Genomic DNA, 25,371 nt, shown 5'->3' with positions numbered 1-25,371 from the left:
GATACGACAATGAGCATACGGCGAACGCCGCCCAGCCGGGGAAAGGCTCGACTCAGACGATCGCGACGCGGACGATCCGCTCGACCTCGTCGATCGTGGGGATGAGCTGTGATCCCGAGAGCGCATAGGTGTCGCGCGAGCGCCGGTACGGGTCGATGACGTCATCGTCGTCGGCATTCGCCGGGGTCAGACCGCGCTGATCGACGACCGCGCGGAGCACGGCCGCGAAGCGGTCCTGCGACGATCTGCCCGCGGCATCCGCAGCAGCGCGAGCGTCATCTGTCGAGAGCGTCGACGCGAGCCGGGCGAACTCGCGGATCGTGAACGTACGACGCAACCGGTTCGGCATCATCTTCACCACGTGCGAGCGGTGTTCGCGCGCCATCGTGAGGATGAGGTCGGCATCGCCGAGAAGAGGCTCGACCAGGTAGCGCGCCTGATGTGCGGCGGCCACCTGCGGGTCGACGCCGGCCTGGTGGGCGAGTTCGAGGGCGAAGTCCGGCATGCCGTGACCGACGAGCGCATGCGTACCGGCACTGTGCACGCGGACACCGAGCGGCTCCAGGCGGGCTCGCAGCAGGATCTCGGCCAGCGGGGAACGGCAGATGTTGCCCGTGCACACCGTCAGGATGGTCAGCGCCGATCGCGGCTGCTCCGCCGTAGCCGGACTGCCGAGGAAATCGGGCAGCGCCACCTGTTGCTCGGTCGTCGTCGCCTGCTTCTCGTCGGCCGACGCCTGCTTCTCACGCCATTCCCGCCGGCTCATGCCTGCGGGCGGCGAGTCCTCACGGTGCGCGTTCACGCCGTCAGCCTACGCGCCGCAGCCGGGCGGCCCACCCCGGCCAGGTAGAGGATGAACGCCACGATGAGTGCTCCGATCAGCGTGCCGAGGGTGTTGGCGATCACGTCCGACAGCGTCGGGAACCTCGACGGCATGACCCCTTGCACGGTCTCGATGACCACGCTCATGAGCGCACCGATCAGCACGGCCTGCCACAGCCGCAGGCGCGGCCAGGCGAGCAGCAGCAGCAGACCGATGGGCACGAACAGCGCCACGTTGGCGAGGATCTCCAGGACGAACGCGGCCCGCTGATACGACGTGATCCCGGCCTCTGCGATCCAGCGCGCGATGATGCCGACCAGTCCGGTCACGCGCGACGAGATCGCCGCCGGCAGCCATACCGTGAAGCCCACGAACAGCAGGTACCCGACGAGCAGCACCCTCGCCGCAACGGCGCCGGTGCGCGCGCGAGCGATCGGGGGCACGGACATGCCGCCATGCTAGCCAGCGCAGCCGACCGCGGCACTCAGGTTCGGTTGCCGCTCCAGTTCAGCTGCTCGATGTAACGCAGCAGCACGCCCTCGCGCAGCGCCCAGGGCGACACCTCGAGCTCATCGAGGTCGAGCACCGTCATCGCAGCGTGCAGCGAGACGGCGGCGGCGACGATCTGGAACGTGCGGTCCGGCGTGATGCCCGGCAGCTCCTGCCGAGCGGATGCCGGGAGCCGTGCGAGCCGGGGGATCCACGACCCGAGCGAGGCCCGCGGCAGCAGCATCCGATCCGTGCCGGACCAGCCGGGCGCGGGATACCCGACCAGCCGCGCCAGAGACCGGATCGCCTTCGACGAGCCGACGACATGGTCGGGCCTCGGCAGCGCCAGGAACTGGGGGAGCACGGCGGCGAGCGTCTTCCTCGCATGGGCGCGCAGCCGCTCGACATCCTCTTCGCCGGGGGGATCGTGCGGCAGGAACTGCACCGTCATGCGCCCGGCACCCAGAGGGACGGATGCCGCGGCATCCGGCATCTCCTCCGCACCGGCCGCGATCTCGAGCGAGCCGCCGCCGATATCGAGAAGCAGCAGCTGCCCGGCCGACCAGCCGAACCAGCGCCGGACTGCGAGGAAGGTCAGCTCGGCCTCGGTCTCGCCGTCGAGCACCTGCAGCGGCTGTCCGAGCGCTGCTTCGATGCGGGCGATCACATCCGCGCCGTTCTGTGCATCGCGCACCGCACTCGTCGCCGTCGCCAGCAGCTCGTCGACCCTCTCGGTCTCCGCGACGCGCCGGGCCTGGGCGACCGCCGACTCGAGCGCCACCACGCCCTCTTCCGAGATAGCGCCGTCGGGGGTGAGGTAGCGCATGAGGCGCAGTACCGTCCGGTCGCTCGTCTTCGCCAACGGTCGACCGCCGGGACGGACGTCGGCGGCGAGCATATGGACGGTGTTCGAACCGATGTCGAGGACTCCCAGGCGCACGGGAAGAGACTACTCGTGCCCCGATACGATGGAAGCGTGACCATCGTCGACTCCACGCAGCCGCTGTCTCCGTACCGTGAGATCGGTCGCGCGGAATGGGCCCGTCTGGCCGCCGACCTGGATCAGCCGCTGAGCGAGACCGAGGTCGTGGAGGTTCGAGGCATCGGCGATCGGCTGAGCATGACCGAGGTGCGCGAGGTCTACCTCCCGCTGAGTCGGCTGCTGAGCCTCTACGCGACTGCGACGAAGCGGCTGGGAGCTGCGACCTCGACGTTCCTGCAGGAGGACGACACCACCACCCCCTTCGTCGTCGGCGTCGCGGGTTCCGTCGCGGTCGGCAAGTCGACGATCGCGCGCCTGCTGCGCGAGCTGATGAGCCGCTGGCCGGGCACCCCGCGGGTCGAGCTCGTCACGACCGACGGCTTCCTGTACCCGAACGCCGAGCTCGAACGCCGCGGCCTGATGGAGCGCAAGGGTTTCCCCGAGTCGTACGACCGTCGCGCACTCCTCGAGTTCCTGACCGAGGTGAAGAGCGGCGCCGCCGAGGTGCGCGCGCCCTTCTACTCGCACATGCGTTACGACATCGTCCCTGACGCCCACGTCGTCGTGCGCCGGCCCGATGTCGTGATCGTCGAGGGTCTGAACGTACTGCAGCCGCCGCCCGCGCCGAATGACGTCGCCGTCAGCGACCTGTTCGACTTCTCGATCTTCGTCGACGCCGACACATCTCACATCGAGAAGTGGTACGTCGACCGGTTCCTGGCCCTCCGCCAGGGAGCGTTCAGCAATCCCTCGTCGTACTTCAACGTGTTCGCTCACCTCACCGACGAGGAGGCGATCACCACGGCGCTCGGCTACTGGAACGAGATCAACATGCCGAACCTCGTCGAGAACGTGATGCCTACCAAGCACCGCGCGCGCCTCGTGCTGAACAAGGGCGTCGACCACACCGTGGAGAGCGTCCTGCTCCGGAAGCTCTGATACGCGACGGATCAATGCGCGAAGCGCGTTGAAGCGTCGGCGTATCAGGACTGAGCGAGCGGAGCGAGTCGAAACCCCACGCGGCATCCGGGTATTGTTCGGACGGCTCGCAAAAGATCCCGCTTATCTTTGAAGCATGTGTGGAATCGTCGGATACGTGGGCCCCCGCCCCAGCCAGGACATCCTTCTCGCCGGTCTCGCCCGCCTCGAGTACCGCGGATATGACTCCGCGGGTGTCGCCGTCATCGATGGCGACGGAGAGCTGGGCATGCGAAAGAAGGCGGGCAAGCTCGCCATGCTGCGCGACTCGCTCGCCGACGCGCCGCTCGCCGACGGCTCGACCGGCATCGGGCACACCCGATGGGCGACGCACGGCGGCCCGACCGACATGAACGCGCACCCGCACCTCGCCGACGACGACAAGCTCGCCGTCATCCACAACGGAATCATCGAGAACTTCTCCGCCCTGCGCGGCGAACTCCTCGCCGACGGCGTCGTGTTCCGCAGCGAGACCGACACCGAGGTCGCCGCGGCTCTCCTCGGCCGCGAGTACGCCGGCAACGGCGGCGACCTGCAGCTCGCGTTCCGCAACGTCGTGAACCGCCTCGAGGGTGCCTTCACGCTCCTCGCCATGCACCAGGATCACCCGGGTCTCGTCGTCGGCGCTCGCCGCAACTCGCCGCTCGTGATCGGGCTCGGCGAGGGAGAGAACTTCCTCGGCTCCGACGTCGCCGCCTTCATCGAGTACACCCGCAAGGCGCTCTCGATCGGGCAGGACCAGATCGTCTCGATCACCCCGGAAGCCGTCACCGTCACCGACTTCTTCGGCGTGCCCGTCGAGGCCGAGCCGTTCGACGTGTCGTGGGATGCTGCCGCCGCCGAGAAGGGCGGATGGTCGAGCTTCATGGCCAAGGAAGTCTCCGAGCAGCCCGAGGCCGTGGCGAACACGATCCGCGGTCGCATCCAGGACGGCCAGGTCGTCATTCCGGAGCTCGACGGACTCGACGAGCTCTTCGTCGGCATCAACCGCGTCATCATCACCGCGTGCGGCACGGCATCCTACGCAGCACTCGTCGGCAAGTACGCGATCGAGCAGTGGGCCCGCGTCGCCGTCGACGTCGAGCTCGCGCACGAGTTCCGCTACCGCGACCCGGTGATCGGCGCCGACACTCTCGTCGTCTCGATCAGCCAGTCGGGCGAGACCATGGACACGCTCATGGCCGTGAAGTACGCCCGCGAGCGCGGAGCGCGCACCCTCTCGATCTGCAACACCCAGGGGGCGACCATCCCGCGAGAGTCGGATGCCGTCGTCTACACCCACGCCGGCCCCGAGGTCGCCGTGGCATCGACCAAGGCGTTCTCTGCCCAGATCACCGCCCTGCTGCTGCTCGGCCTGCACATGGGTCGCGTACGCGGCGCGATCGCCGACGCCTCGACCGATGTCGAGGAGCTGCTCTCGCTTCCCGACAAGATCGCGAGCGTGCTGGAGCGCGAGCAGGAGCACGTCACGCAGCTCGCGGGCTGGATGGCCGACACCCGCTCGGTGCTCTTCCTCGGCCGCCACGTGGGCTACCCGATCGCGCTCGAGGGCGCGCTCAAGCTCAAGGAGATCTCGTACATCCACGCCGAGGGCTTCGCCGCAGGCGAGCTCAAGCACGGACCGATCGCGCTCATCGAGGCCGGGCAGCCCGTGTTCGTGCTGGTGCCGTCGCCGCGTCACTCCGCGCTGATCCACTCCAAGGTCGTGTCGAACATCCAGGAGATCCGCGCACGCGGTGCCCGGGTGATCGTGATCGCCGAAGAGGGCGACGCCGCGGTGCTGCCGTTCGCCGACGAGGTGATCCACATCCCGCTCGCGGGTGCGATGTTCGAGCCGCTCCTCGCGGTCGTGCCGCTGCAGATCTTCGCGATGGCGCTCGCGACGGCCAAGGGTCTCGACGTCGACCAGCCGCGCAACCTCGCGAAGTCCGTCACGGTCGAGTAAGTCTGGCGGCGTTTCGTCTCGCCCGCCGGCAGTTTGCAGGTCGAGATCACACCTGCAGGTCGGATACTCGTCTCTCGACCTGCAGGTGTGATCTGAACCCACGTTCTGCGGCATCCGGCTGTCATGAGCGCGCCCGGCCGAGGGCGGGCAGGATCGCCGCGACGACTGTCGGCCAGTCGTGCACGATCATGGCGTAGTCGAAGCGCAGCGTCTCGTACCCGAGAGCGGATGCCGCGGCATCCCTCCTGAGGTCGGCGTGCCGCTTCGCGTGCGTATGGTTCTCCTTGCCATCGGCCTCGAGGATGATCCGCCCGGCCAGCACGAAGTCGACGCGGCCGACGCCGGGGATGTGCACCTGGCAGTCGAGCAGGATGCCGAGCAGATGCACACGCAGTCTCAGTAGAGATTCGAGTCCGCTCTGTGCGTCCGGCCTCGCGAGATCGAGTAGCCAGCGGGCTGCTGAGGGCAGTTCTCGACGGATCCGTGCTCGGTCGTGAGCGCCGAGGAGCCGCTGGTTCCAGGCCGACTCATAGGCGGCGAAGAAGGCCTCCTCGTCGAGGCATCGATAGGCGTGGATCAGGCACGCGACGACCGGCGCGAGCCCGAGCTCTGCTGATCCGGGCGAGTAGTGGTTCGTGCACGAGCATCCCTCGTGCCGATGGTGTCTGCCGCTTCGCCCCATCCAGACGTGAATCTCGCCATCGGGAACGGGCAGCAGCCAGACCCCGTGGGCGCGCAGTGCGGCCGCGCAGGTGAGGGCGCCGCCGTGCTCGGCGGCGGTCACGATGCCGGCATGCGTGGTCGGGAGAGCGAACACCCCCTGCCGGAGTCGCCGTATCCCGCCGGCGTTCGTCGCGGCGGCCAGGCCGGACCGCGAGCATCCGTACTTCTGGAGCGTGCTTCCGCGGGCGATTCCCCCGAGCCGGGCGAGGAGATAGGCAGCATCGATCATGGATCGAGCATCCGACAGCCGGATGCGGATCTGACTCCTTCAGGGGCGGTTGTGGATGGATACCCCGCAAGCTGAGGCTGTGCAGAGACGGCGCCGGGCAGTCTGCAGGTCCAGATCACGGATGCAGGTCGGGATCGGGCACATTCGACCTGCAACTGTGATGGGAGCCGACAGAGTGAGCCCCGCACCCCCAGGTCGCCAGGGCACGCCGCTAGGCTGAACGGGTGATCATCGGGACCGGCATCGACCTCGTGGACATCCCGCGGTTCGAACGGACCATGACGCGGACGCCACGTCTGCGCGAGCGCCTGTTCGCCGAATCCGAGCGCACCCTCCGTCTGCCGTCGCTCGCCGCCCGGTATGCCGCGAAAGAAGCGCTTATCAAGGCCCTGGGCGGTTCCGACGGCGTGCACTGGACCGAGATCGAGATCGCATCCGAGCCCTCGGGCAAGCCGCACTTCGTCCTCTCCGGGTCCACGGCAACCGTGGTGGAGGAGCGCGGAATCGTCACACTCCATCTGACCCTCACCCACGACGCCGGACTCGCTGCCGCCTTCGTCGTCGCCGAAGGAGCGCCGCTGTGACCGTCCCCTTCCGCGAAGCGACGATCGAACTCGACGCGATCGCCGACAACGTGCGCCACTTCCGCCGTCTGACCGGCGTGGAGGTCATCGCCGTCGTCAAGGCGAACGCCTACGGCCATGGAGCTGCCGCGTCGGCAGTGGCGGCGCTGTCGGCGGGCGCCACCAGGATCGGCGTCGCCGAGATCCCCGAAGCACTCGAGTTGCGCAGGCAGGGCGTGCACGCGCCGATCATGGCGTGGCTGCACGCGCCGGGGGAGCGGTTCGAGCGGGCCGCCGCAGAAGACGTCGAGGTCGGCATATCGACGTTCGACCAGCTCGAAGCGGCCGGCGCCGCCGCCTCCGTCGACCGACCCGTCGGCGTGCACCTGAAGTTCGAGACCGGGCTCTCGCGCAACGGCATCGCTCCGGCGGACTGGGGGCGCGTACTCGCCGAGGCGGCACGGCTGGAGCGGATCGGCAGGCTCCGCATCGTCGGCCTCTTCAGCCATCTCTCGAACACCTCGCCCGAGGACGACCGGGCTGCCCTCGCGCGGTTCGAGGAGGGCGTCGCCGCAGCGGCATCCTTCGGCATCCGGCCCGAGATCCGCCATATCGCAGCGACCGCCGCAGCGATCGACCTTCCGGAGATGCGACTCGACGCCGTGCGGATCGGCATCGGGCTCTACGGACTCTCTCCGTTCGACGACCGCAGCTCTGCCGAACTCGGCCTGCGACCGGCGATGACCCTCCGGGGAGCGATCGCGGCCGTGCGTCGAGTGCCCGCCGGAGCCGGCGTCTCCTACGGCTACGACCATCGCACCGAGCGCGACACCACCCTGGTCCTCGTCCCGCTCGGCTACGCCGACGGCGTCCCGCGCAGCGGATCGGGCACGCTCCCCGTCTCGATCGCCGGACGACGCTTCCGCAACGTCGGCCGCGTCGCGATGGACCAGTTCGTCGTCGACGTCGGCGACGCTCCGGTCTCCATCGGCGACGAGGTGATCCTGTTCGGTGATCCGACCCTCGGGGTGCCGTCTGCCGCCGAGTGGGCGGATGCCGCGGGCACGATCGACTACGAGATCGTCACGCGTATCGGCCCCCGCGTGCCTCGGCGGACGTCGTGAGCGTCGACGCGGCCTTCCTCGGAAGGCACGAGATCGCGACGTCCGTGGAGATGGAGAGCCTCGGCCGCCGCATCGGCGAGCAGCTGGAGGCGGGGGACGTGCTCATCCTCACCGGACCCTTGGGCGCCGGGAAGACGACGTTCACCCGCGGCCTCGCCGACGGACTCGGGGTGCGCGGGCCCGTGCAGAGTCCGACCTTCGTCATCGCTCGCACGCACCCCTCGCTGGTCGGACGTCCACCGCTCGTGCACGTCGACGCGTATCGCCTCGGTTCCGCGGAAGAGCTCGATGACCTCGACCTCGACCTGGACCGCTCCGTCGTCGTCATCGAATGGGGGCGCAGCATGGCCGAGGAGCTCGTGGACTCGTGGTGGGACATCGAACTCGAGCGCCCCGTCGGTGCGGGCGGGGACGACGACCTCGACCCGTCCGAGCTGGATGCCGATGCCCCCCGCATCGTGACCATCGTGAAAGAGAGCGCCCGGTGAGCGTCCCGGGCGAGCAGCCCTTGGTCGCCGTGATCATCGAGGACGACGCCGACGTGCGGTCGCTGCTGGACGAGGTGTTCCGTGCCGCCGGGTTCGAGACCGCGCTCGCCGGCTCCGGTCTCGAGGGACTCGCCGCGGTGGAGTCGCGTCGCCCGGTGATCACGACGCTCGACGTCAACCTCCCCGGCATCGACGGCTTCGAGGTGGCGCGTCGCATCCGCCAGATCAGCGGCACGTTCATCATCATGCTGTCCGCCCTGTCGTCGGAGTCGGATGTCGTGCTGGGGCTCACCTCGGGGGCCGACGAGTACCTCGTCAAGCCGTTCCGGCCGCGCGAGCTCCGCGCCCGGATCGAGGCACTGCTGCGGCGCCCGCAGATCCCGGATCCGGTGGGCGCGCCGGCGGTGCGTGCGCCGAGCGGGGCGATACCGGTGGTGAGCACGGATGCCACCGTCGCGACCTGGCGCGGGCGAGTGCACCGTGACCTCAGTCTGGATCTCGACACGCGAGTGGTCCTGGTGGCGCAGGCACGCATCGACCTCACGCCGACGGAGTTCGAGCTGCTCGCGATGCTTCTCGAGGCGGGGCCGCGCGTCCGCAGCAAGTCGGAGCTCGCGCTGGGGCTGCGGGGGAGCCCGCCGGACCAGCAGGGCCCCGTCAGCGAACCCGACAAGAGAGCGATCGAGACGCATATAGCGAATCTGCGCCGGAAGCTCGGAGACAGTCCGACCGAGCCGCGCTATGTCGAGACCGTCCGCGGCGTGGGCTATCGACTCGCGATCGAAGACGGCGGCGTCCGGTAGAGGGTGCTGGTGGGGCCGCGGCTCCCCAGCCGCGGCCCCAACGCCGACGAATCCCCATTCGCGTGGCCCAGCGCCTGCGAAACCCCAGTCGCAGAATCAACCCCTCACAGGAATGTTAGGGCGGTCAACGCGCCTGAAGAGCGCAAAGACCCGATCTTTGAGTAATCTTGCGTGAAAGCTGAGGATCGACCGGAGGGGCGGGCGTTCATGATCCGCACGGTTTCGATCTGGCGCTGGCAACTCGTCTTCACCGGCAGCGTGGTCGCCATCCTCGTGATGGTGGCGGCCTTCACCCCGGACGTCCTGGTGAGCGGCACCTTCGTCGCCGGTCTCGCCCTCGTCGTGCTCACCACGATAGCGACGCTCGCGCTGCCGTGGCAGCGGCTGCCGCGGTCGGCGGTAGCCGCTCTTCCTCTCTTCGACGCCCTGGCCGTCGGTCTGCTGACCACGGCATGGGACTTGCGGCTGGGGCTTCTCTGGGTCTTTCCGGTGACCTGGCTCGCCACCTACTTCACGATGCCGTGGGTGTTCGTCGGTGTGGCCCTCATCAGTGCCTGCCTCGCGGTCTTCGCGGAGCCGACGGGTGAAGCCGCTGATGTGCTGCTGCGCATCCTGACCGTGATCATCGCGCTCAGCTTCCTCGGGGTGACGGTCCGCATCGGGGCGCAGCGTTCCCGCGCCGCGCGTCGTCTGCTGCAACGCCGCTCGGAGCAGGTCGATCGTGCAGCCGAGCGGGCAGAGACGAATCAGCGGCGCGTCACCCAGATCATCGATGCGCTGGGCGTGGCGTTGGTGGTCGTCGACGGCGAGCGCCACATCCTGCAGATGAACGACGCCTACCGCACGCTCTACGGCAGGGATCGTTTCGGACAGGCGCTTCCCTCGGCCGCGGTCGAGTACGACCGACGCCGTGGTGCGGCACTGCCGCCGGATCGTACGACGCTCGCACGCGCCGCTCGTGGTGAGAGGCTCCACGATGAGAGCGTCTGGCTCTTCGACAGCGACGGGCGGTGGCGCGCCCTGCAGGTGAGCACCCAGGCGATCGCGGGCGCCACCGAGCAGGAGCACATCGCCCTGGTCGTGATCGACGACGTGACCGAGCTGTTCGAGGCCGCAGAGGAGCGCCGTGCGCTCGCCGCCGTCGTCTCGCACGAACTGCGCAACCCGCTGACCGCGATCATCGGCCACGTGGACCTGCTCCGGGAGCGAGAAGACCTGCCGGCGCGGGTGACCGCGCAGTTGGAGGTCATCGCCAACGCCGGGGAGCGCATGGAGGACCTCGTCGCGAGCACCCTCGACGCGAGCAGGCAGGCTCCCGCCGAGCCGTTCGGAGCGGTCGATCTGCGAGAGGTCTTCGAGGCCGCGGCTGCGTCGTTCGCTCCGCTCGTCGAGGGCGGGGGGCTGCGGCTCGAGGTCGACGGTGCCGACACCCTCCCGATCCACGGCGATGCCTTCCGGCTCCGGCAGGTGCTCGACAACATCCTCGGCAACGCGGTCAAGTACACGCCGTCCGGTGGCCGGCTCATCGTCCGGTTCTCATCGGACGCCGACGGGCGAGCCCAGGTCTCGATCGCGGACACGGGCGCGGGCATCGGGCCCGACGATCTGCCGCGCGTCTTCGAGCCCTATTTCCGCACGGCGCGCGTCGTGCGCGCCGGCATCGCGGGAACCGGCCTCGGCATGGGCATCGCCCGGGACATCGTGACAGCGCACGACGGCACCATCGACATCGAGAGCGCCGTCGGCGCCGGAACGACCGTCACCCTGCGCTTCCCGCGGGAGCAGAACCCATCCGAGAAGCAGGTGCGATCATGATCTCCGCTCATCTCTCCCCGGTCGCCGTCGACGGCACGACGGGCATGGTGGCCGTCGTGACGCTCCTCGCCGCGCTGGTGCTCGGGCTCGGGACGCTCGCGCGCCCCAGCCGGGCGACCGTCACCTGGGGCGTGGCGTTCGCCGTGAGCACGCTCGCCGCCTACCTCTGGCTGGCCGGCCACCACGGGGGCGACGGGATGCTGCGCGCCGCGGCATCCGGCCTGCTCCTCAGCTTCGAACCGTTGATCTGGCTCGGACTGCGCCAGCACCGCGGGAGGAAAGGGCTCGGCTGGGTCGCCATCGCCTTCGCCGTGCTGTGCACCGCCGTGCTGGTGGCCGCATCGGGCACGCCGTGGTACCTTCTCGCGTTCCACCTCGGTTTCCTCGTGAGCGGCGCGTTCGCGGCATTGGTCGCCTATGAGCTGTTCCGCGACGACCGCGTCGCGCGGGACATCACGCTCCCGCTGGCGCTCGCTTCCGCAGGGTTCGCGATCGTCTCGGTGGTGACGGCCGGGTCCGCCCTGCAGTTCGCCGACGCGAGCGTCGAGGAGCAGCTGGGTGCCCTCCGCGGCATCAACTCCGTCGGCACGCTCATCGTGGGCACGTGCGCCGCCTTCACGCTGCTGCTGATGGTGCGCGCAGTGCCGCCGACGCAGGCGCGTTCCGATGGTGCCGCGTCCTCCGCACGAGCGAGGCTGCAGAAGGCTCGCGCGCAGGGTGATGCGTCGTGGGCGGTCCTGGACATCCGTCTGGACGATCCTCGCGATCTGCGTGAGGCATCGACCGGGCCTGCGTTCGCTGTGATCGTGGATCGCTTCCACGCCGACGTCGAACAGAGCGTCCCCGACGTCGCCGACGTCGACGCCGTCGATCAGGATCGGGCCGTCGTCCTCGTGCCAGGGAGCGACGAAGAGGTGCGGGACCACATCAGGGCGATTCTCACCGCCGTGTCGGATCTCGACGGCGCCTCGCCGGTGCACGGCATCCGCGCTTCCGCGAGCATCGGATGGGCGCGAGTGTCATCGGTCGGGTACGACTACGACGCGCTGGTCTCCGCCGCGGCCGAGGCCGCGCTCCGAGCCCGTGCCGACGGAGGCGACGGCTGGAAGCGCGCCGCCGTCGCCGATCCGTCCATCACCGTCGTCGTCGACGCCGACGCCGACGCTCCCGGGGCGGAACCCGGCGGGCGCTGACCGTCTCGTCCCCGTCCGCAACACGGGTGCATCCGACTACCCTGGAGAGGTGATCCTCGCCGTCGACACCTCCCTGGGCACCGCTGTCGCCCTCATCGACGCTGACGGCACCCGCCGTGCGGAGGCGACCACCACGGACCCGCTCGGCCACGCCGAAGTCATCGGCGTGCTGCTCGCGGAGGTACTCAGCGAAGCGGGCCCCGGAGACATCACGCACGTCGTCGCCGGCATGGGTCCCGGACCCTTCACCGGGCTGCGTATCGGCATCGCCGCAGCTCGCACCTTCGCCCTCGGTCGCGGCATCCCCGTCGTGTCCGTGCCCAGCCACCTCGCCGCCGCGCTCACGACCCTCGAGACGGTGACCGGTCCGTTCGCGATCGTCACGGATGCACGGCGGCGCGAGGTCGCGATCACCGTCTTCGAGGGGACGGATGCCGACGGCATCCCGCACGTCGTCTCCGACACGGTGCTCGTGAAGGCTGTCGACGCCGACGCGCACCTCGACGGCATCCGCCGAGTCGACGTCGCCTCGTTCTCCGCGGCCGACCTCGCCCGGGTGGGTGCCAGCGCCCTCGCTGCCGATCGCACCCTGACCGGCGACGAACCCCTGTATATGCGCCACCCCGACGTGACCATGCCCGGGGCGCCCAAGAAGGTCGGATCATGACCCTTCGCGCAGCGACGCCCGCCGACCTCGATGCGATCATGGCGATCGAGCACCGATCGTTCCCGACCGACGCGTGGAGTTCCGAGACCATGGCCGCCGAGCTCGCCAGCGCGCACGGTGTCTACCTCGTCGACGAGCACGACGGGGAGGTCATCGGCTACGGGGGCGTGCGAGCGCTGCAGGGGAGCGCGGATGCCGACATCCAGACCATCGCCCTCCTCGCCGAGCGCCGCGGAGAGGGCCGCGGGCGGGCTCTGCTGCGGGCGCTCCTGGCGGCCGCACGCGCACGCGGTGCACGCGAGATCTTCCTCGACGTCCGGGCCGACAACCCCACGGCCGCGGGGCTCTACCTCGCCGAGGGCTTCGAGGAGATCGGCCGGCGTCCGCACTACTACCAACCGGACGACGTGGAAGCGATCGTGATGCGCAGAGATCTGCGCCGGCATCCGCTGTTCGCGGAAGAACCCGAGGAGGCGAACGCATGAACGAGCCGCTGGTCCTCGGGATCGAGACAAGCTGCGACGAGACCGGAATCGGCATCGTCCGAGGTCGCACGCTGCTGTCGAACACCATCGCCTCCAGCATGGACGAGCACGCCCGCTTCGGCGGCGTCGTGCCCGAGGTGGCCGCGCGTGCGCACCTCGAGGCGCTGCAGCCATCGATCGATGCGGCCCTCGCCGAGGCCGGCGTGCGCCTCGACGATCTCGATGCCGTGGCGGTGACCAGCGGTCCGGGACTCGCGGGTGCGCTCATGGTCGGCGTCGGTGCCGCGAAGGGCCTCGCAGTGTCGCTCGGAAAGCCGCTGTACGCGGTCAACCACCTCGTCGGGCACATCGCCGCCGACATCCTCACTCCGGATGCCGAACCTCTCGAGTACCCCACCATCGCGCTGCTGGTCTCGGGAGGGCACACGTCGCTCCTGCATGTGCGAGATCTCACGACCGACGTCGAGCTGCTCGGCGAGACCGTGGACGATGCCGCCGGCGAGGCCTTCGACAAGGTCGCCCGTCTCCTGTCGCTGCCGTATCCCGGCGGCCCCGAGATCGACCGGGCGGCTCTCGACGGCGACCCGAACGCCATCCGCTTCCCCCGCGGACTGTCCCGCGCCTCCGACCTGGCGAAGCACCGCTACGACTTCTCGTTCTCGGGGCTGAAGACCGCCGTCGCCCGCTGGGTCGAGCGCTACGAGGCCGACCCGGCGACCGGCGCGACCGCGATCCCGGTGGCGGACATCGCGGCGAGCTTCCGCGAGGCCGTCGTCGATGTGCTGGTGACCAAGGCCCTCGCCGCGTGCGCCGACCTCGGCGTTCCGCGGCTGCTGCTCGGCGGAGGAGTGATCGCGAACAAGCGCTTGCGCGAGGTGGCCCTGGAACGCGCCGAGGCGGCGGGCGTGACCGTGCGGATCCCGCCTCTCTCGCTCTGCACCGACAACGGCGCGATGATCGCCGCGCTCGCCGCCGAGCTGATCTCGTCGGGGCGCCGGCCCTCGACCCTCGCCTTCGGCGCGGACTCGACGCTGCCGGTCACCGAGATCCAGGTCGCGGAAGCGGTGCCGGCATGAGCGACGTGCCGCGCACGCCCGAAGCCGACGGGTCCGTTCCGCTCCCGCGCATCGAACCTCCGAGCGGCGATGTCGAGCGGCCGATCGGAGCGATCAGGATCCCCGGCGCTCACCGCGGCGGCTACACGAAGCTCCCGACCGGCCCGGTCGGTGTCGAACCCGTCGTGGTGAGCGGCCCCGACCTCGACGCCGTCGATGACAGCGACTGGGAACCGGCGACAGCCGCCTCGGCGACCGACGATGCCCGACTCGCGCCGTGGGCGCTGCTGGCGGCGATCGTCGCGCTCGGTGCTTCGTTCTTCGTCGGCTGGGGAATCCCGGTGGCCGTCGTCTCGGTCGTCGCGGCGATCATGTCGCTGCGCCGCCCGGTCGAGAGCCGGGCCATCGCGCGCTGGGCGCTCGTCCTCGGCCTCTGCGCGACGGTCTACAGCCTCGGCTGGCTCGTCTGGGCCGGCATGCAGTTCGAGCGGCTCGGCTAGTCGGATGCCGGACGCCGGAGATCTCGCAGAGCTGCGTGACCTGCAGGCGCGGGCCTATGGCCGCAGCGGAGGCCTGACGGATGCCGAGGCGGCACGCTTGCGCGCGCTCCAGGCGCGGGACGGAGCTCAGCCCGTCGAGACGAGGGAGGCCGAACGGGTCGCCGCTGTCGGGGCTCCGCGGGCGGACATGGCGGCACCGATCGCCGAGTCTTCGCCGGATTTCGCCCACGGCTTCGAGAGCCCGGAAGTAGACGCGGGGAACCGTTGGTCTCTGCTCGCAGGACGCGGGCGGCTGCTCGCGCTCGCCGCTGTGGCGACCCTCGTCTGCGGTGTCGGCATGGGATGGCTGCTCTTCGGCCAGTCCCGGGCCGAGGCGGTCGCACTCACCGCGGAGCAGCAGGAATGGCAGCGCGACCTGGTCGCCGAGGGCGTCTACGACCAGGGGTCGGTGAGCCCGGTCGCCGAGAAGGATGGCGTGGTCATCTGGACGGCCACGAGGGACGAGACGGAACGCATCTGCCTCATCCTGAGCGACGGTGAGATCACCGTCCCGACGTGCCAACCCAGCGAGGCCGTCCTCGCGACCGGCATGTACGGCTCGATCATGGTCGGCGACCCCGCTGCCGACCAGCGCCAGGTCTCGGCGCAACTGCTGTTCTCCGCCTCGGGCGAGCCCGCCGTCGCCGTGAGCAGCAACCTCTTCAGCGAGGAGCGCTCCGGCATCGTGTATGCGAACGAGGCGGAGACCCGTATCGCCGGGCGGCTCGCCGAGGACGAAGGTTTCGACCCCAACTCCATCTGGGTGGTCGGCTACGACGACGATGTGCCGATCTGGACCGCCATGAAGGTCGACGAGCCGGGGTCGTGTCTCATCCACGACGGTTCGACGCCGGATTCGCCTGTGGTCTGCGCCGACCCGCAGACGATCGCCGAGCAGCAGGCGGGGCTCGTGCTCAACGTCGTCGATCCCACGAGCGGCGCCACGACGCGGTTCGAGCTGGCTCCGAACGGCCCGACGTACCTCGTGATCACCCGCGAGGGAGGTGCTCTCAATGCCGGAGGAGACTGAGCAGACGAGGGCGGCCGAGCTGCGGGCGCTGCAACGGCGCGCCTATGGACCAGGCGGGGGATTGACGGATGCCGAGGCGCGGCGTCTGCGCGAACTCGAGCGAGCGCACCGCCCTGTCGCATCGACGAGCGCGGCTCGGGAGCAGCCGCTGCCGGCAGACGAGGACCCGGCCGGGGTCGATCGAGAGCAGGTCCCGCCGAGCGCCGCTGCCCGAGAAGCCAGCGAAACCCGCGAGACCCCCGAGACCTCGCACCCCGGCAGGTTCGCCCGGCTCACCCGGGCCCGCCGCGGGGGCATCGTCGCCGCGGCATCCGCTCTACTCCTGGTGATCGGCGCGGGCGCCGGCTGGGCGATCTTCGGTCAGCGTCCCGAGATCGTCTCGCTGACCGCGGACCAGCAGGAGAGGCAGCTCGCCCTGGAAGAGGAGGGAGCCTTCGACGACGGCTCGCTCGAGGCGGTCGCCGAAGAGGAGGACGCGCTGGTCTGGTACGCGACCCGTGACGACGGTGCGCAGGCGTGCCTGGTGATCGACATCGCGCAGGCGTCAGCGGAGTCCTGTCAGGACGCCGACGACCTGGAGCGCTTCGGTCTGTCGGCCTCGGTCATGGTTCCTCCGAATGCGGGCAGCGATGCCGAGTCCGGGGTGGCTCCCGGATCCAGCGTGAACGCGACCATGATCCTCTCCACAGAGGGGGAGCCGATGGTCTCCATCCAGCGCTGGACGTCGGATCTCGCGATGATCAGTCAGTTCCAGGGAACCGAGCGCGATCGCGCGGCGGAACTCGTCGAGAACGGCTTCAACGCCGGGCTGCTGCTCGTGGGCGATTTCCTGAGCGAGCCCGTGTGGCTGGGCACCCGATTCGTGGAAGGCGGCGGGTTCGTCGAATACTGCATGATCGTCGACGGCGCGGGCGGACGCACGGTGTGCACCTCGGAGTTCGATGCGGCCGGCCGAGGCGTGTCCACCGACGTCGACGGCACGGTGGACGGGATGCCGACGACCTGGAACCTGCGCGTTCAGAACACGCAGAATCAGACGCCCTATCTCTTGATCGCGCAGACCGTCGGGTTCCCGAACCCGGGAGACAGGATGGAGCTCGGCGGGGAGCACGGCGATCCGATCGAGGTCACCATTCCGAGCCAGCCCGAGGGCTGAGCGCGCTCAGTCGGCCGCCGGCACGCGATCGGCGAGGATCGCCCTGCGCTGGTCGCCGACGCGGACGAGGATGAGCGTCGCCTCGGCGTCCCCGCGCAGCGTGAGCTTCTTCCGGAACGCCGCGGGGTCGATGTCGACGCCGCGCTTCTTGATCTCGAGCCTGCCGATCCCGTTCGCCTTCAGTACCGCGCTGATGGCTTTGGGATTGGCCGGCATCGTCTCGCGCACACGGAACGACTGCACGAAGGGGCTCGTCACGGCGGCATCCGAGGTGAGATAGGCGATGTGGCGGTCCAGCATCCCGGCGTCGAGGCTCCGCGCCACATCGCCGATCAGACGGGCCCGGATCACGGCACCGTCCGGCTCGTGCAGGAACGAGCCGAGTTCACGGACGGGCACGTCGTCGGCATCCGCGCCCGAGGTGAGCTCGTAGGAGCGCTCGCCGCGGATCACCAGGGCGGCGCGGCGCACGCCTTCACGGGCCAGGACACCGCTCCACAGGACCAGCTCCACGACGCTGCCGTCGGCGCTCACCCACTGCGCCTCTCCGTCGAGAGGAAGGGCGTCGCGGTCGTGGGCCGGTCCGAGCTTGATGCCGGTCGGCATCCGTGACGCGACGTCGAACGCCCAGTCCAGCGAGGGGGAGTAGTCGTCGGGGGAGACGCGGCGGGTCTCGCTGTGACCGGCCGTGCGGCGGGCAGGATCCATCCAGACGGCGCCGGGCTCTGCTCCCGGTCCGGTCCCGGAGGCGAGGGCTTCTTCTGCCGTGCTGTGCCGGACGACGGCCGCGTCGCCGAAGGGTGCGAGGTTGTAGGCGGCGATCACCGAGGTGACCTCGTCGGCCTCGACGGCGAGCACGTCGAGGCCCGCGCCCGCGAAGGCGAGGGCGTCGCCGCCGATGCCGCAGCCGAGATCGGCGACCCGCGTGATGCCGACGCTGCGGATGCGCTGCGCGTGACGCGCGGCGACGGCCAGCCGGGTCGCCTGTTCGAGGCCCGTCCGGGTGAAGAGCATCCTGCCGGCGAACGGCCCGAACTTCGCGCTCGCCCGCGAGCGCAGGTGCGCCTGTCCGACCACGGCCGAGACCAGGTCGGGGGAGTGGCCGGCGGAACGCAGTCGCGACACCGCGCGAGCGACCTCCGCAGCGTCGTCGATGGGCCCCACGGCGTCGAGCAGCTCGAGCCCATCGGGGGTCAGCAGGGCTCGCAGCTCGGACATCTCCACGACCTCAGCCTAATTCCCCGTCGTCCGGCGCCCGGGCCGTCGGTTGGCACTCGCATTGCGTGAGTGCCAACCGAACGCCTAGACTGGATTAGCACTCTCGGGTTGAGAGTGCGAACAAGTCTTTCGTGTCAGCGTCAAGAAAGAAGAGGTAGACCGTGTCGGTTTCCATCAAGCCGCTCGAGGACCGCATCGTCATCCAGCAGGTCGAGGCCGAGCAGACCACCGCGAGTGGGCTGGTCATCCCCGACACTGCCAAGGAGAAGCCGCAGGAGGGCGAAGTCATCGCCGTCGGCCCCGGCCGCATCGACGACAACGGCAACCGCGTTCCGATCGACGTCGCCGTCGGCGACCGTGTCCTGTACAGCAAGTACGGCGGCACCGAGGTCAAGTTCGGCGCAGACGAGTACCTCGTCCTGTCGGCCCGCGACGTCCTGGCGGTCGTCGTCCGCTGAATCAGCGTTCCTCGGAAGGGGCTCGGATGCCATGGCATCCGAGCCCCTTCTGCTTTCCCCGGCATAGGGTTGAGCAGTGCCCCTTGAGACGACGACCCGCGCCACTCGGACCGCCGGAGTCGCCTACGCAGGGGCCGCGTACCTGCTGTGGGGGATCCTCCCGCTGTACTTCCTGCTTCTGGTCCCGACAGGACCGTGGGAGGTCGTGGCCTGGCGGGTCCTGCTGTCGCTGGTCTTCTGCCTCCTGCTGCTGACGGTGACGCGCGGTTGGGCCGCCTTCAGGGTGATCCTTCGCCAGCCGAAGCTGCTGGCATGGACCGCGCTCGCCGGTGTCCTGATCTACGTCAACTGGCAGGTCTTCGTCATCGGCACACTCACCGGCCACGTCGTCGAGACGAGCCTCGGCTACTTCGTGAACCCCATCACGACGGTGCTCCTCGGAGTCTTCATCCTGAAGGAGCGCATCCGCCGTCTGCAGTGGGCGGCCATCGGCATCGCCGCGATCGCGGTCGTCGTGATCGTCGTCGGCTACGGCGACTTCCCGTGGATCGCGCTCTCGCTGACGGCATCCTTCGGTCTCTACGGGCTCATCAAGAAGAAGATCGGTCCCGCGGTCGACGCGGTCAGCGGTCTCACGCTCGAGTCGTTCTGGCTGGTCCCCATCGCCGTCGTCCAGCTCATCATCGTCGCGCAGACGCCCGAGGGCATCACGATGGGGCAGAACGGCTGGGCTCATGCTCTGGTGCTCTGCTTCGCCGGTGTCGTCACGGCGGTGCCGCTGCTGCTCTTCGCCGCGGGCACCCGGCGCATCGATCTCACCGTGATCGGCATGATCCAGTTCATCACCCCGGTGATGCAGTTCATCCTCGGCGTCGCGGTCCTCGGCGAGCCGATGCCGCCCGAGCGCTGGGCCGGATTCATCATCGTGTGGATCGCGATCGCCGTGTTCGTGGCCGACCTCCTGCTGGCGGGCCGTCGAGGCAGGGTGAAGGCCCGGGCAGAGCTGATCTGAGGGGCCGCCGCACCGAGCGCGTGTTCGGGCGTTATCCATTCGAGACCGAGCTGTTTCACACCGTTAACGCATCGAAACATTCGTTGAACGCCAGTCGCTATACGTTTAGTGCAACCGGGACCACGTATGTGCCGTCCCGCCTCACGAATAGCAAGGAGCAGCATGAGCGTCTTCACCAGCTCGCGTGCGCGCAAGATCCTCGGGGGCCTCGCGGTCTTCAGCGCCAGCGCAATCGTCCTCGCAGGTTGCAGCAACGGCGCGGCGCCCGCGGAATCGGATGCACCCGCAGCCGAAGAGCGTAGCGAACTCACCCTCAAGGTCGGAACCGTTCTCCCGCAGACGGGAGCCCTCGCGTTCCTCGGACCGCCCGAAGAGGCCGGTGTCGGACTCGCCATGGCCGAGATCAACGAAGCAGCGAAGGGCATCACGATCGATGTCGAGTACGGCGACTCGGGCGACCCCGACAACAAGGCGTACGAGACCACCGTCCCGCGTCTGCTGGGCAACGACGTCCAAGCGCTGATCGGCGCAGCGGCTTCGGGCGTGACGAAGCTCTTCCTCGACCAGGCCGTCGGCGCCGGGGTCATCACCTTCTCGCCGGCGAACACGTCGCCGGACTTCACCGCCTGGGACGACAACGACCTCTACTGGCGCACCGCACCGAGCGACCTGCTGCAGGGAGAGGTCCTGGGCAACCTGGTCGCCGAGGACGGGCATCAGGCCCTCGGCATCCTGTACCTGAACGACGCGTACGGCACCGGCCTCGAGGCCGCGCTCACCGAGACCTTCACCGCCACCGGTGGCGAGGTCGTCGCGAGCGAGTCGTACAACGCCGGCGACACGAACTTCAGCGCGCAGGTGTCGACGATCCTCGCTGCGAGCCCCGACGCCATCGCCGTCATCGGCTTCGAGGAGACGGCGACCATCGTCCCGTCGTTCATCAACAGCGGCTTCGACGGGTCGAAGTTCTACTTCGTCGACGGCAACACCTCGCAGTGGGGTGCGGACATGCCCGTCTCGATCGAGGGTTCCAAGGGGACGCAGCCCGGACCGGTGCTCGAGGACGACTTCCTCGACCGCCTGAAGGCGCAGTGGCAGGAGCAGAGCGGAGAGGAGCTCGCCGATCTCAACTACGCCGGCGAGTCGTACGACGCTGTGGTGCTGCTCGCCCTCGCATCCCTGGCGGCCAACTCCTCCGACTCTGCCGACATCGCAGGGAAGCTGCAGGAGGTCTCCGGTGGTTCGGGCGACGGTGAGAAGTGCGAGACGTTCGCCGACTGCGCCGACATCATCCTCGACGGCGGAACCGCCGACTACGACGGCTACTCCGGCGGTGTCGCGTTCGACGAAGCAGGAGACCCGACCGAGGCCACGATCGGCATCTTCGAGTACGGCGCCGACAACATGCACGAGCGCATCAACTGATCCGCTGACGCACGAATGAGGGGCCCCGGCATCAGCCGGGGCCCCTCATCTGTTGTGTGGAGCGTGACGGGAAGCAGTCAGTCGTCCTGCCCGAGGGTGCCCAGGTACAGGCCGATCACCTTGGGGTCGTTCAGCAGGTCGCGTCCGCTGCCCTCGTAGGCCACGCGGCCCTGATCGAGCACGTAGCCCCTGTCGCAGATCTGCAGGCACCGCCGGGCGTTCTGCTCCACCATGATGGTGGTGACACCGGCCTTGTTGATGTCGGAGACACGGATGAACGCATCGTCCTGGCGCACCGGGGAGAGCCCGGCACTCGGCTCGTCCAGCAGCAGCACCGCCGGGTCCATCATCAGGGCACGGCTCATCGCCACCATCTGGCGCTCGCCGCCCGAGAGGGAACCGGCCCGCTGCTTGAGGCGCTGACCGAGCTCGGCGAAGATGCTCGTCACGAACTCCAGGCGCTCGCTGTAGACCTTCGGGCGCTGATAGAGACCCATCTGGAGGTTCTCTTCGATCGTCAGCGAGGGGAAGACGTTGTTGTTCTGCGGGACGAAGCCGACGCCTCGCTGGACGAGGCGGTCGGACTTCAATCCCACGATGCTCTCACCGTTGACGGTGATGTCTCCGGAACGCACCTTCACCATGCCGAAGATCGACTTCAGCAGGGTCGACTTGCCGGCGCCGTTCGGGCCGATGATGCCGATGAGCTCGCCCTTGCGGGCGAGGAGATTCCCGCCGTTGATGATGTTGATGCCGGGGAGGTAGCCGGCATCGAGATCGGTGACCTGCACGACGACACGGTCGGTCTTCGACGCCTCGTCGACGGGAGCGGTGTCACTCTTCGCGGCGCTCATCTGTTCTCCTCATCGGGGTCGGTGTGTGAAGCCTCTTCCTCGCGTATTTCGTCGAGCAGCTGGATCGCCGACGTGTCGAGTTCGCCCTCGACGCGACCGGTGACCACTCCGAGGTCGACATCCTGATGGGCACCGAGGTAGGCGTCGATGACGGCCTGATCGTGCATTACCTGATCGGGCGGGCCTTCGGCCACGATCCGGCCCTCCGCCATCACGACGACCCAGTCGGCGATGTGGCGGACCATGTGCATGTCGTGCTCGACGAACAGCACCGTCATGCCCAGGTCCTTCAGGTCGAGGATGTGATCGAGCAGGGATTGCGTCAACGCGGGGTTGACCCCTGCCATCGGCTCATCGAGCATGACCAGGGTCGGATCGCTCATCAGCGCCCTCGCCATCTCGAGCAGCTTGCGCTGTCCGCCGGAGAGAGACGCGGCGTAGTCGGATTCCTTGGTGTCGAGCTTGAAGCGCGCGAGGAGATCTCTCGCCTTCTCCTCGATCGCGTCTTCCTTCGCGCGCCAGGTGAACGGGAGCATGCTCGTCCAGAACCGCTCGCCCGTCTGACCCGTCGCGCCGAGCTTCATGTTCTCGAGCACCGTGAGCAGCGAGAGGGCCTTGGTGAGCTGGAACGTGCGGACCTGGCCCATCTGAGCCACCTTGAACGACGGGATGCCGCTGAGCTGCTTCCCGTCGAAGCTCCAGGCACCGCTCTGCGGCTTGTCGAAGCCGCAGAGCAGGTTGAACAGAGTCGTCTTGCCGGCGCCGTTCGGGCCGATGAGGGCCGTGATCGCGCCGCGCGGGATCTCGAGGTGCTCGACATCGACAGCCGTCAGGCCGCCGAAGCGCCGGGTGACGTTGTCGGCGACGATGATCGGGTCGACCTTGGGCACACCCGGGACGGGATCGCCTTTCGCGAGACCGGTCGTCTTCGGGCGCTTGATGCTTCCTGTCGTCGGCGGCACGTCGGCCACGGAATCGCCTTCAGGCGTCGCGCTGTTACTTGACAAAGGTCAGCTCCCTCTTGTTCCCGAGGATGCCCTGAGGTCGGAAGATCACGAGGAGCATCAGAGCGATGCCGACGAAGATGAACCGCAGAGTGCCTGCTTGGATGGGCGTGATCGGCAGGATGCCCTGAGCGGCGAGCGCGGGAAGCACGCTGTCCAGGAACGCCATGATGACCCAGAAGATGACCGACCCGACCACCGGGCCGAAGACGGTGGCCGCCCCGCCGAGCAGAAGGATCGTCCAGACGAAGAACGTGAGGCTGGTCGTGTACGTTCCCGGGATCACCGCTGAGGGGAGCGCGAAGACGACGCCGCCGAGAGCACCGAAGATGCCACCGAGCATGAGGGCCTGCATCTTGAAGGAGAAGACGTTCTTGCCGAGCGATCGCACGGCGTCCTCGTCTTCGCGGATGCCCTTGAGCACGCGGCCCCAGGGACTGCGCATCAGAGCCCAGACCATGAGCACGGCGATCGCGAGCAGAATGACGCCGAAGACGCGGACCCAGAGTTCCTGGGCGGTGTACGTCCACGGTCCGAAGCCGTACGTGCCTTCGGGGAACGGGTTCGCCGCGCGGAATCCGGCGTGGTACCCGCCGAGGCCGTCAGCCGAGTTCGTGTACTCGTCGAAGACGGTCGTCGTGAACATCAGACGCACGATCTCCGCCGCGGCGATCGTCACGATCGCCAGGTAGTCGGCCCTCAACCTCAGGGTCGGGATGCCGAGGATGATCGCGAAGACGACCGCCATCAGCATTCCGATGAGGATGCCGACCCACCAGGGCAGTCCGAAACTGATGATCGAGATCGCGTAGCTGTACGCGCCGATCGCCATGAAGCCCGCCATGCCGAAGTTCAGCAGGCCCGCATAGCCGAAGTGCACCGCGAGCCCCGTCGCCGCGAGGGCATAGGCGATGGTGGTCGGGCTGAACAGCCAGCCGGCCGTGTTGTTGAGAATTCCTCCCCAATCCATGGTCGCCTCCTAACCGAGTCTCTCTTTGCGGCCCAGGATGCCCTGGGGCCGAACCAGCAGGATGAGGATGAGCACGGCGAGTGCGCCGGCGTACTTCAGATCCGAGGGGATCCACAGCGTGGAGACCTCGACCAGGATGCCGACGATCAGCGCACCGACGAGAGCACCGAACGCGGTCCCGAGACCGCCGAGCGTCACCGCCGCGAAGATCAGCAGCAGGATGTGGACGCCCATGTCCCAGCGGACTCCCGGACGGAAGTAGCCCCACAGGATGCCGCCGAGGGCGGCCAGCGAGGCGGAGAGCATCCAGACGATGCGCACGACCCTGTCGACGTTGATTCCGGATGCCGCCGCGAGTCCCGGGTTGTCGGAGATGGCCCTCGTGGCCTTGCCGACGCGGGTCTTCAGCAGCCAGAAGGCGACGCCGACGAGCACCACGATGCTCAGTCCCATCGACATCAGGCTCACCGGGGAGAGCGAGACTGCTCCGAAGAGCGGGATCTTGGTGGAGTCCGCCCCGGGAAGCTGCGTGGTCGCGCCCCCCATGAAGAACTGGAACGTGTAGCGGATCGCGAGCGACAGGCCGATGCTGACGATCATCAGCGGCACGATGCCGATGCCCTTGTGCCGCAGCGGACGCCACAGGCCGGCATCGAGCACCCAGCCGAACGCCGCTCCGATGACGATGACGATCGGGATCGTGAGCCACATCGGCACCGCGAGCGTGGTGCCCACGATGATGGCCATCACCGCGCCGAAGGTGACCATCTCGGCGTGTGCGAAGTTGGTCAGACCCGTCGTGCCGTAGATCAGCGAGACGCCGATCGCCGCCAGCGCGAGCAGGAGTCCGAAGTTGAGACCGTTGATGAGCCTCTCCACGAGCTGATCGACGAAGGAGGTCGTCTCTCGCACGCCTTCGCCGAGGAAGAGGTTGACGACCTTCGAGCCGGTCAATCCGAACTCCACCTCCTGCGAGGCGGAGCTGCCCTCGACGATCACGCCCTCGGGAAGGGTGGATTCGTCGACGGTCAGGGTGAAGGCGTCCTTCTCGGGCACGTAGAGGCGCCACTTGCCATCGGCGTCGGTCACGGTCTCGGCATCGAAGCCCCCGCCTTCGACGGCGACGGTGACGTCTGGCACGGGCTCTCCATCGAGCGTGATGACGCCGGCGAAGTAGAAGTCGGTCTGCTCTTGGTCGCCGCCGGGAGTATCGGGTGCGGCGGCGTACGCCCCGCTGGGTGCTCCGCAGAGCACCACCACCATCGCCAGCAGCGCGCCGATGAGTGCCGTCGCCCAGGGTGCGACGCGCCTCACGGCTGCGTTAGTCGGACTCACAGAGTCTC

General features: G+C 68.8%; 26 protein-coding genes. 17 read left to right on the top strand and 9 right to left on the bottom strand.

All coding sequences use genetic code 11. The features are described from left to right. Positions 1 to 52: 52 nt before the first annotated feature. The 3 genes from RS85_RS05600 to RS85_RS05590 are packed head-to-tail and all read right to left on the bottom strand — an operon-like array spanning position 53 to position 2,252. Positions 53 to 802, bottom strand: coding sequence for an arsenate reductase/protein-tyrosine-phosphatase family protein (locus RS85_RS05600; RefSeq protein WP_235282348.1), 750 nt, complete (start codon positions 800 to 802; stop codon positions 53 to 55). Further along, a complete protein-coding gene (locus RS85_RS05595) occupies positions 799 to 1,272 on the bottom strand; it encodes a VanZ family protein (RefSeq protein ID WP_052703430.1) in 474 nt (157 codons plus the stop codon). The genes RS85_RS05600 and RS85_RS05595 overlap by 4 nt, the downstream gene beginning before the upstream one ends. A 35-nt stretch (positions 1,273 to 1,307) precedes the next feature. After that, positions 1,308 to 2,252 (bottom strand): Ppx/GppA phosphatase family protein, encoded by a 945-nt coding sequence (locus RS85_RS05590; RefSeq protein ID WP_046012446.1) that lies wholly within the window; start codon positions 2,250 to 2,252, stop codon positions 1,308 to 1,310. 42 nt (positions 2,253 to 2,294) lie between these two features. Between RS85_RS05590 and coaA the strand changes: the two genes are divergently transcribed. Both coaA and glmS read left to right on the top strand, forming a co-directional pair. Next, positions 2,295 to 3,233 (top strand): type I pantothenate kinase, encoded by a 939-nt coding sequence (coaA, locus tag RS85_RS05585; protein ID WP_162836763.1) that lies wholly within the window; start codon positions 2,295 to 2,297, stop codon positions 3,231 to 3,233. A 136-nt stretch (positions 3,234 to 3,369) separates the two neighbouring features. Beyond that, the gene (gene glmS / locus RS85_RS05580; protein WP_046012444.1) at positions 3,370 to 5,217 is read left to right on the top strand and encodes a glutamine--fructose-6-phosphate transaminase (isomerizing); all 1,848 of its coding nucleotides are present in this window, start codon (positions 3,370 to 3,372) and stop codon (positions 5,215 to 5,217) included. A gap of 121 nt (positions 5,218 to 5,338) precedes the next feature. On the opposite strand, the gene RS85_RS05575 is transcribed toward glmS, so the two are convergent. Further along, on the bottom strand, positions 5,339 to 6,169 hold the full coding sequence (locus RS85_RS05575; protein WP_052703428.1) for an endonuclease domain-containing protein: 831 nt from the start codon (positions 6,167 to 6,169) through the stop codon (positions 5,339 to 5,341). Between the two features lie 224 nt (positions 6,170 to 6,393). Here RS85_RS05575 and RS85_RS05570 point away from each other — a divergent pair, with 224 nt between their 5' ends. The 12 genes from RS85_RS05570 (at position 6,394) to RS85_RS05510 (ending at position 17,087) form a co-directional block, all read left to right on the top strand. Next, on the top strand, positions 6,394 to 6,753 hold the full coding sequence (locus RS85_RS05570) for a holo-ACP synthase (protein ID WP_046012443.1): 360 nt from the start codon (positions 6,394 to 6,396) through the stop codon (positions 6,751 to 6,753). Beyond that, positions 6,750 to 7,856, top strand: coding sequence for an alanine racemase (alr, locus tag RS85_RS05565; protein WP_046012442.1), 1,107 nt, complete (start codon positions 6,750 to 6,752; stop codon positions 7,854 to 7,856). The genes RS85_RS05570 and alr overlap by 4 nt, the downstream gene beginning before the upstream one ends. Then, a complete protein-coding gene (gene tsaE, locus RS85_RS05560) occupies positions 7,853 to 8,344 on the top strand; it encodes a tRNA (adenosine(37)-N6)-threonylcarbamoyltransferase complex ATPase subunit type 1 TsaE (RefSeq protein WP_235282347.1) in 492 nt (163 codons plus the stop codon). The genes alr and tsaE overlap by 4 nt, the downstream gene beginning before the upstream one ends. Next, entirely contained in the window at positions 8,341 to 9,147 is an 807-nt protein-coding gene (locus RS85_RS05555) for a response regulator transcription factor (protein ID WP_046012441.1), read from the top strand. The genes tsaE and RS85_RS05555 overlap by 4 nt, the downstream gene beginning before the upstream one ends. 171 nt (positions 9,148 to 9,318) lie before the next feature. Beyond that, on the top strand, positions 9,319 to 10,962 hold the full coding sequence (locus tag RS85_RS05550) for a sensor histidine kinase (protein WP_235282346.1): 1,644 nt from the start codon (positions 9,319 to 9,321) through the stop codon (positions 10,960 to 10,962). Then, positions 10,959 to 12,155 carry a hypothetical protein gene (locus tag RS85_RS05545; protein WP_046012439.1) on the top strand — a complete coding sequence of 399 codons (1,197 nt, stop codon included), beginning with the start codon at positions 10,959 to 10,961 and terminating at the stop codon, positions 12,153 to 12,155. Before RS85_RS05550 ends, RS85_RS05545 begins: the two co-directional genes overlap by 4 nt. A gap of 49 nt (positions 12,156 to 12,204) precedes the next feature. Further along, a complete protein-coding gene (gene tsaB, locus RS85_RS05540) occupies positions 12,205 to 12,822 on the top strand; it encodes a tRNA (adenosine(37)-N6)-threonylcarbamoyltransferase complex dimerization subunit type 1 TsaB (protein WP_046012438.1) in 618 nt (205 codons plus the stop codon). Then, positions 12,819 to 13,307 (top strand): ribosomal protein S18-alanine N-acetyltransferase, encoded by a 489-nt coding sequence (gene rimI, locus RS85_RS05535; RefSeq protein ID WP_046012437.1) that lies wholly within the window; start codon positions 12,819 to 12,821, stop codon positions 13,305 to 13,307. Before tsaB ends, rimI begins: the two co-directional genes overlap by 4 nt. Then, positions 13,304 to 14,383: a tRNA (adenosine(37)-N6)-threonylcarbamoyltransferase complex transferase subunit TsaD gene (gene tsaD / locus RS85_RS05530; RefSeq protein WP_046012436.1), complete on the top strand. Its 1,080-nt coding sequence runs from the start codon at positions 13,304 to 13,306 to the stop codon at positions 14,381 to 14,383. Before rimI ends, tsaD begins: the two co-directional genes overlap by 4 nt. Further along, on the top strand, positions 14,380 to 14,862 hold the full coding sequence (locus RS85_RS05525) for a hypothetical protein (RefSeq protein WP_046012435.1): 483 nt from the start codon (positions 14,380 to 14,382) through the stop codon (positions 14,860 to 14,862). Before tsaD ends, RS85_RS05525 begins: the two co-directional genes overlap by 4 nt. A gap of 4 nt (positions 14,863 to 14,866) precedes the next feature. Next, positions 14,867 to 15,931, top strand: a complete 1,065-nt coding sequence (locus RS85_RS05520; RefSeq protein WP_046012434.1) for a hypothetical protein — start codon at positions 14,867 to 14,869, stop codon at positions 15,929 to 15,931. Then, positions 15,915 to 17,087, top strand: coding sequence for a hypothetical protein (locus RS85_RS05510; RefSeq protein WP_152642335.1), 1,173 nt, complete (start codon positions 15,915 to 15,917; stop codon positions 17,085 to 17,087). The genes RS85_RS05520 and RS85_RS05510 overlap by 17 nt, the downstream gene beginning before the upstream one ends. Positions 17,088 to 17,093: 6 nt before the next feature. Here the strand turns inward: RS85_RS05510 and RS85_RS05505 are convergent, their stop codons facing one another. Further along, positions 17,094 to 18,305 (bottom strand): THUMP-like domain-containing protein, encoded by a 1,212-nt coding sequence (locus tag RS85_RS05505; RefSeq protein ID WP_442921926.1) that lies wholly within the window; start codon positions 18,303 to 18,305, stop codon positions 17,094 to 17,096. Between the two features lie 161 nt (positions 18,306 to 18,466). On the opposite strand from RS85_RS05505, the gene groES reads away from it, so the two are divergent. From groES to RS85_RS05490, 3 genes are all read left to right on the top strand, one after another. Continuing rightward, entirely contained in the window at positions 18,467 to 18,763 is a 297-nt protein-coding gene (groES, locus tag RS85_RS05500; RefSeq protein WP_046012430.1) for a co-chaperone GroES, read from the top strand. A 76-nt stretch (positions 18,764 to 18,839) separates the two neighbouring features. Next, positions 18,840 to 19,775, top strand: a complete 936-nt coding sequence (gene rarD, locus RS85_RS05495) for an EamA family transporter RarD (protein ID WP_046012429.1) — start codon at positions 18,840 to 18,842, stop codon at positions 19,773 to 19,775. A 162-nt stretch (positions 19,776 to 19,937) separates the two neighbouring features. Then, positions 19,938 to 21,200, top strand: coding sequence for an ABC transporter substrate-binding protein (locus RS85_RS05490; RefSeq protein WP_046012428.1), 1,263 nt, complete (start codon positions 19,938 to 19,940; stop codon positions 21,198 to 21,200). A gap of 77 nt (positions 21,201 to 21,277) precedes the next feature. On the opposite strand, the gene RS85_RS05485 is transcribed toward RS85_RS05490, so the two are convergent. From RS85_RS05485 to RS85_RS05470, 4 genes are read right to left on the bottom strand one after another with little or no spacing between them, the layout of a single operon-like run. Next, on the bottom strand, positions 21,278 to 22,054 hold the full coding sequence (locus RS85_RS05485) for an ABC transporter ATP-binding protein (RefSeq protein WP_046012427.1): 777 nt from the start codon (positions 22,052 to 22,054) through the stop codon (positions 21,278 to 21,280). After that, entirely contained in the window at positions 22,051 to 23,025 is a 975-nt protein-coding gene (locus RS85_RS05480; protein WP_442921925.1) for an ABC transporter ATP-binding protein, read from the bottom strand. Before RS85_RS05480 ends, RS85_RS05485 begins: the two co-directional genes overlap by 4 nt. 25 nt (positions 23,026 to 23,050) lie before the next feature. Next, positions 23,051 to 24,028, bottom strand: a complete 978-nt coding sequence (locus tag RS85_RS05475) for a branched-chain amino acid ABC transporter permease (RefSeq protein ID WP_046012426.1) — start codon at positions 24,026 to 24,028, stop codon at positions 23,051 to 23,053. Between the two features lie 9 nt (positions 24,029 to 24,037). Continuing rightward, positions 24,038 to 25,291 (bottom strand): branched-chain amino acid ABC transporter permease, encoded by a 1,254-nt coding sequence (locus tag RS85_RS05470; RefSeq protein ID WP_082087507.1) that lies wholly within the window; start codon positions 25,289 to 25,291, stop codon positions 24,038 to 24,040. Positions 25,292 to 25,371 lie beyond the last annotated feature (80 nt).

Source organism: Microbacterium sp. SA39 (genome assembly GCF_000967865.1).
Lineage (GTDB): Bacteria > Actinomycetota > Actinomycetes > Actinomycetales > Microbacteriaceae > Microbacterium.
Note: the sequence above shows the minus strand (reverse complement) of the source record. Positions and strands in the feature narration are given on the sequence as shown.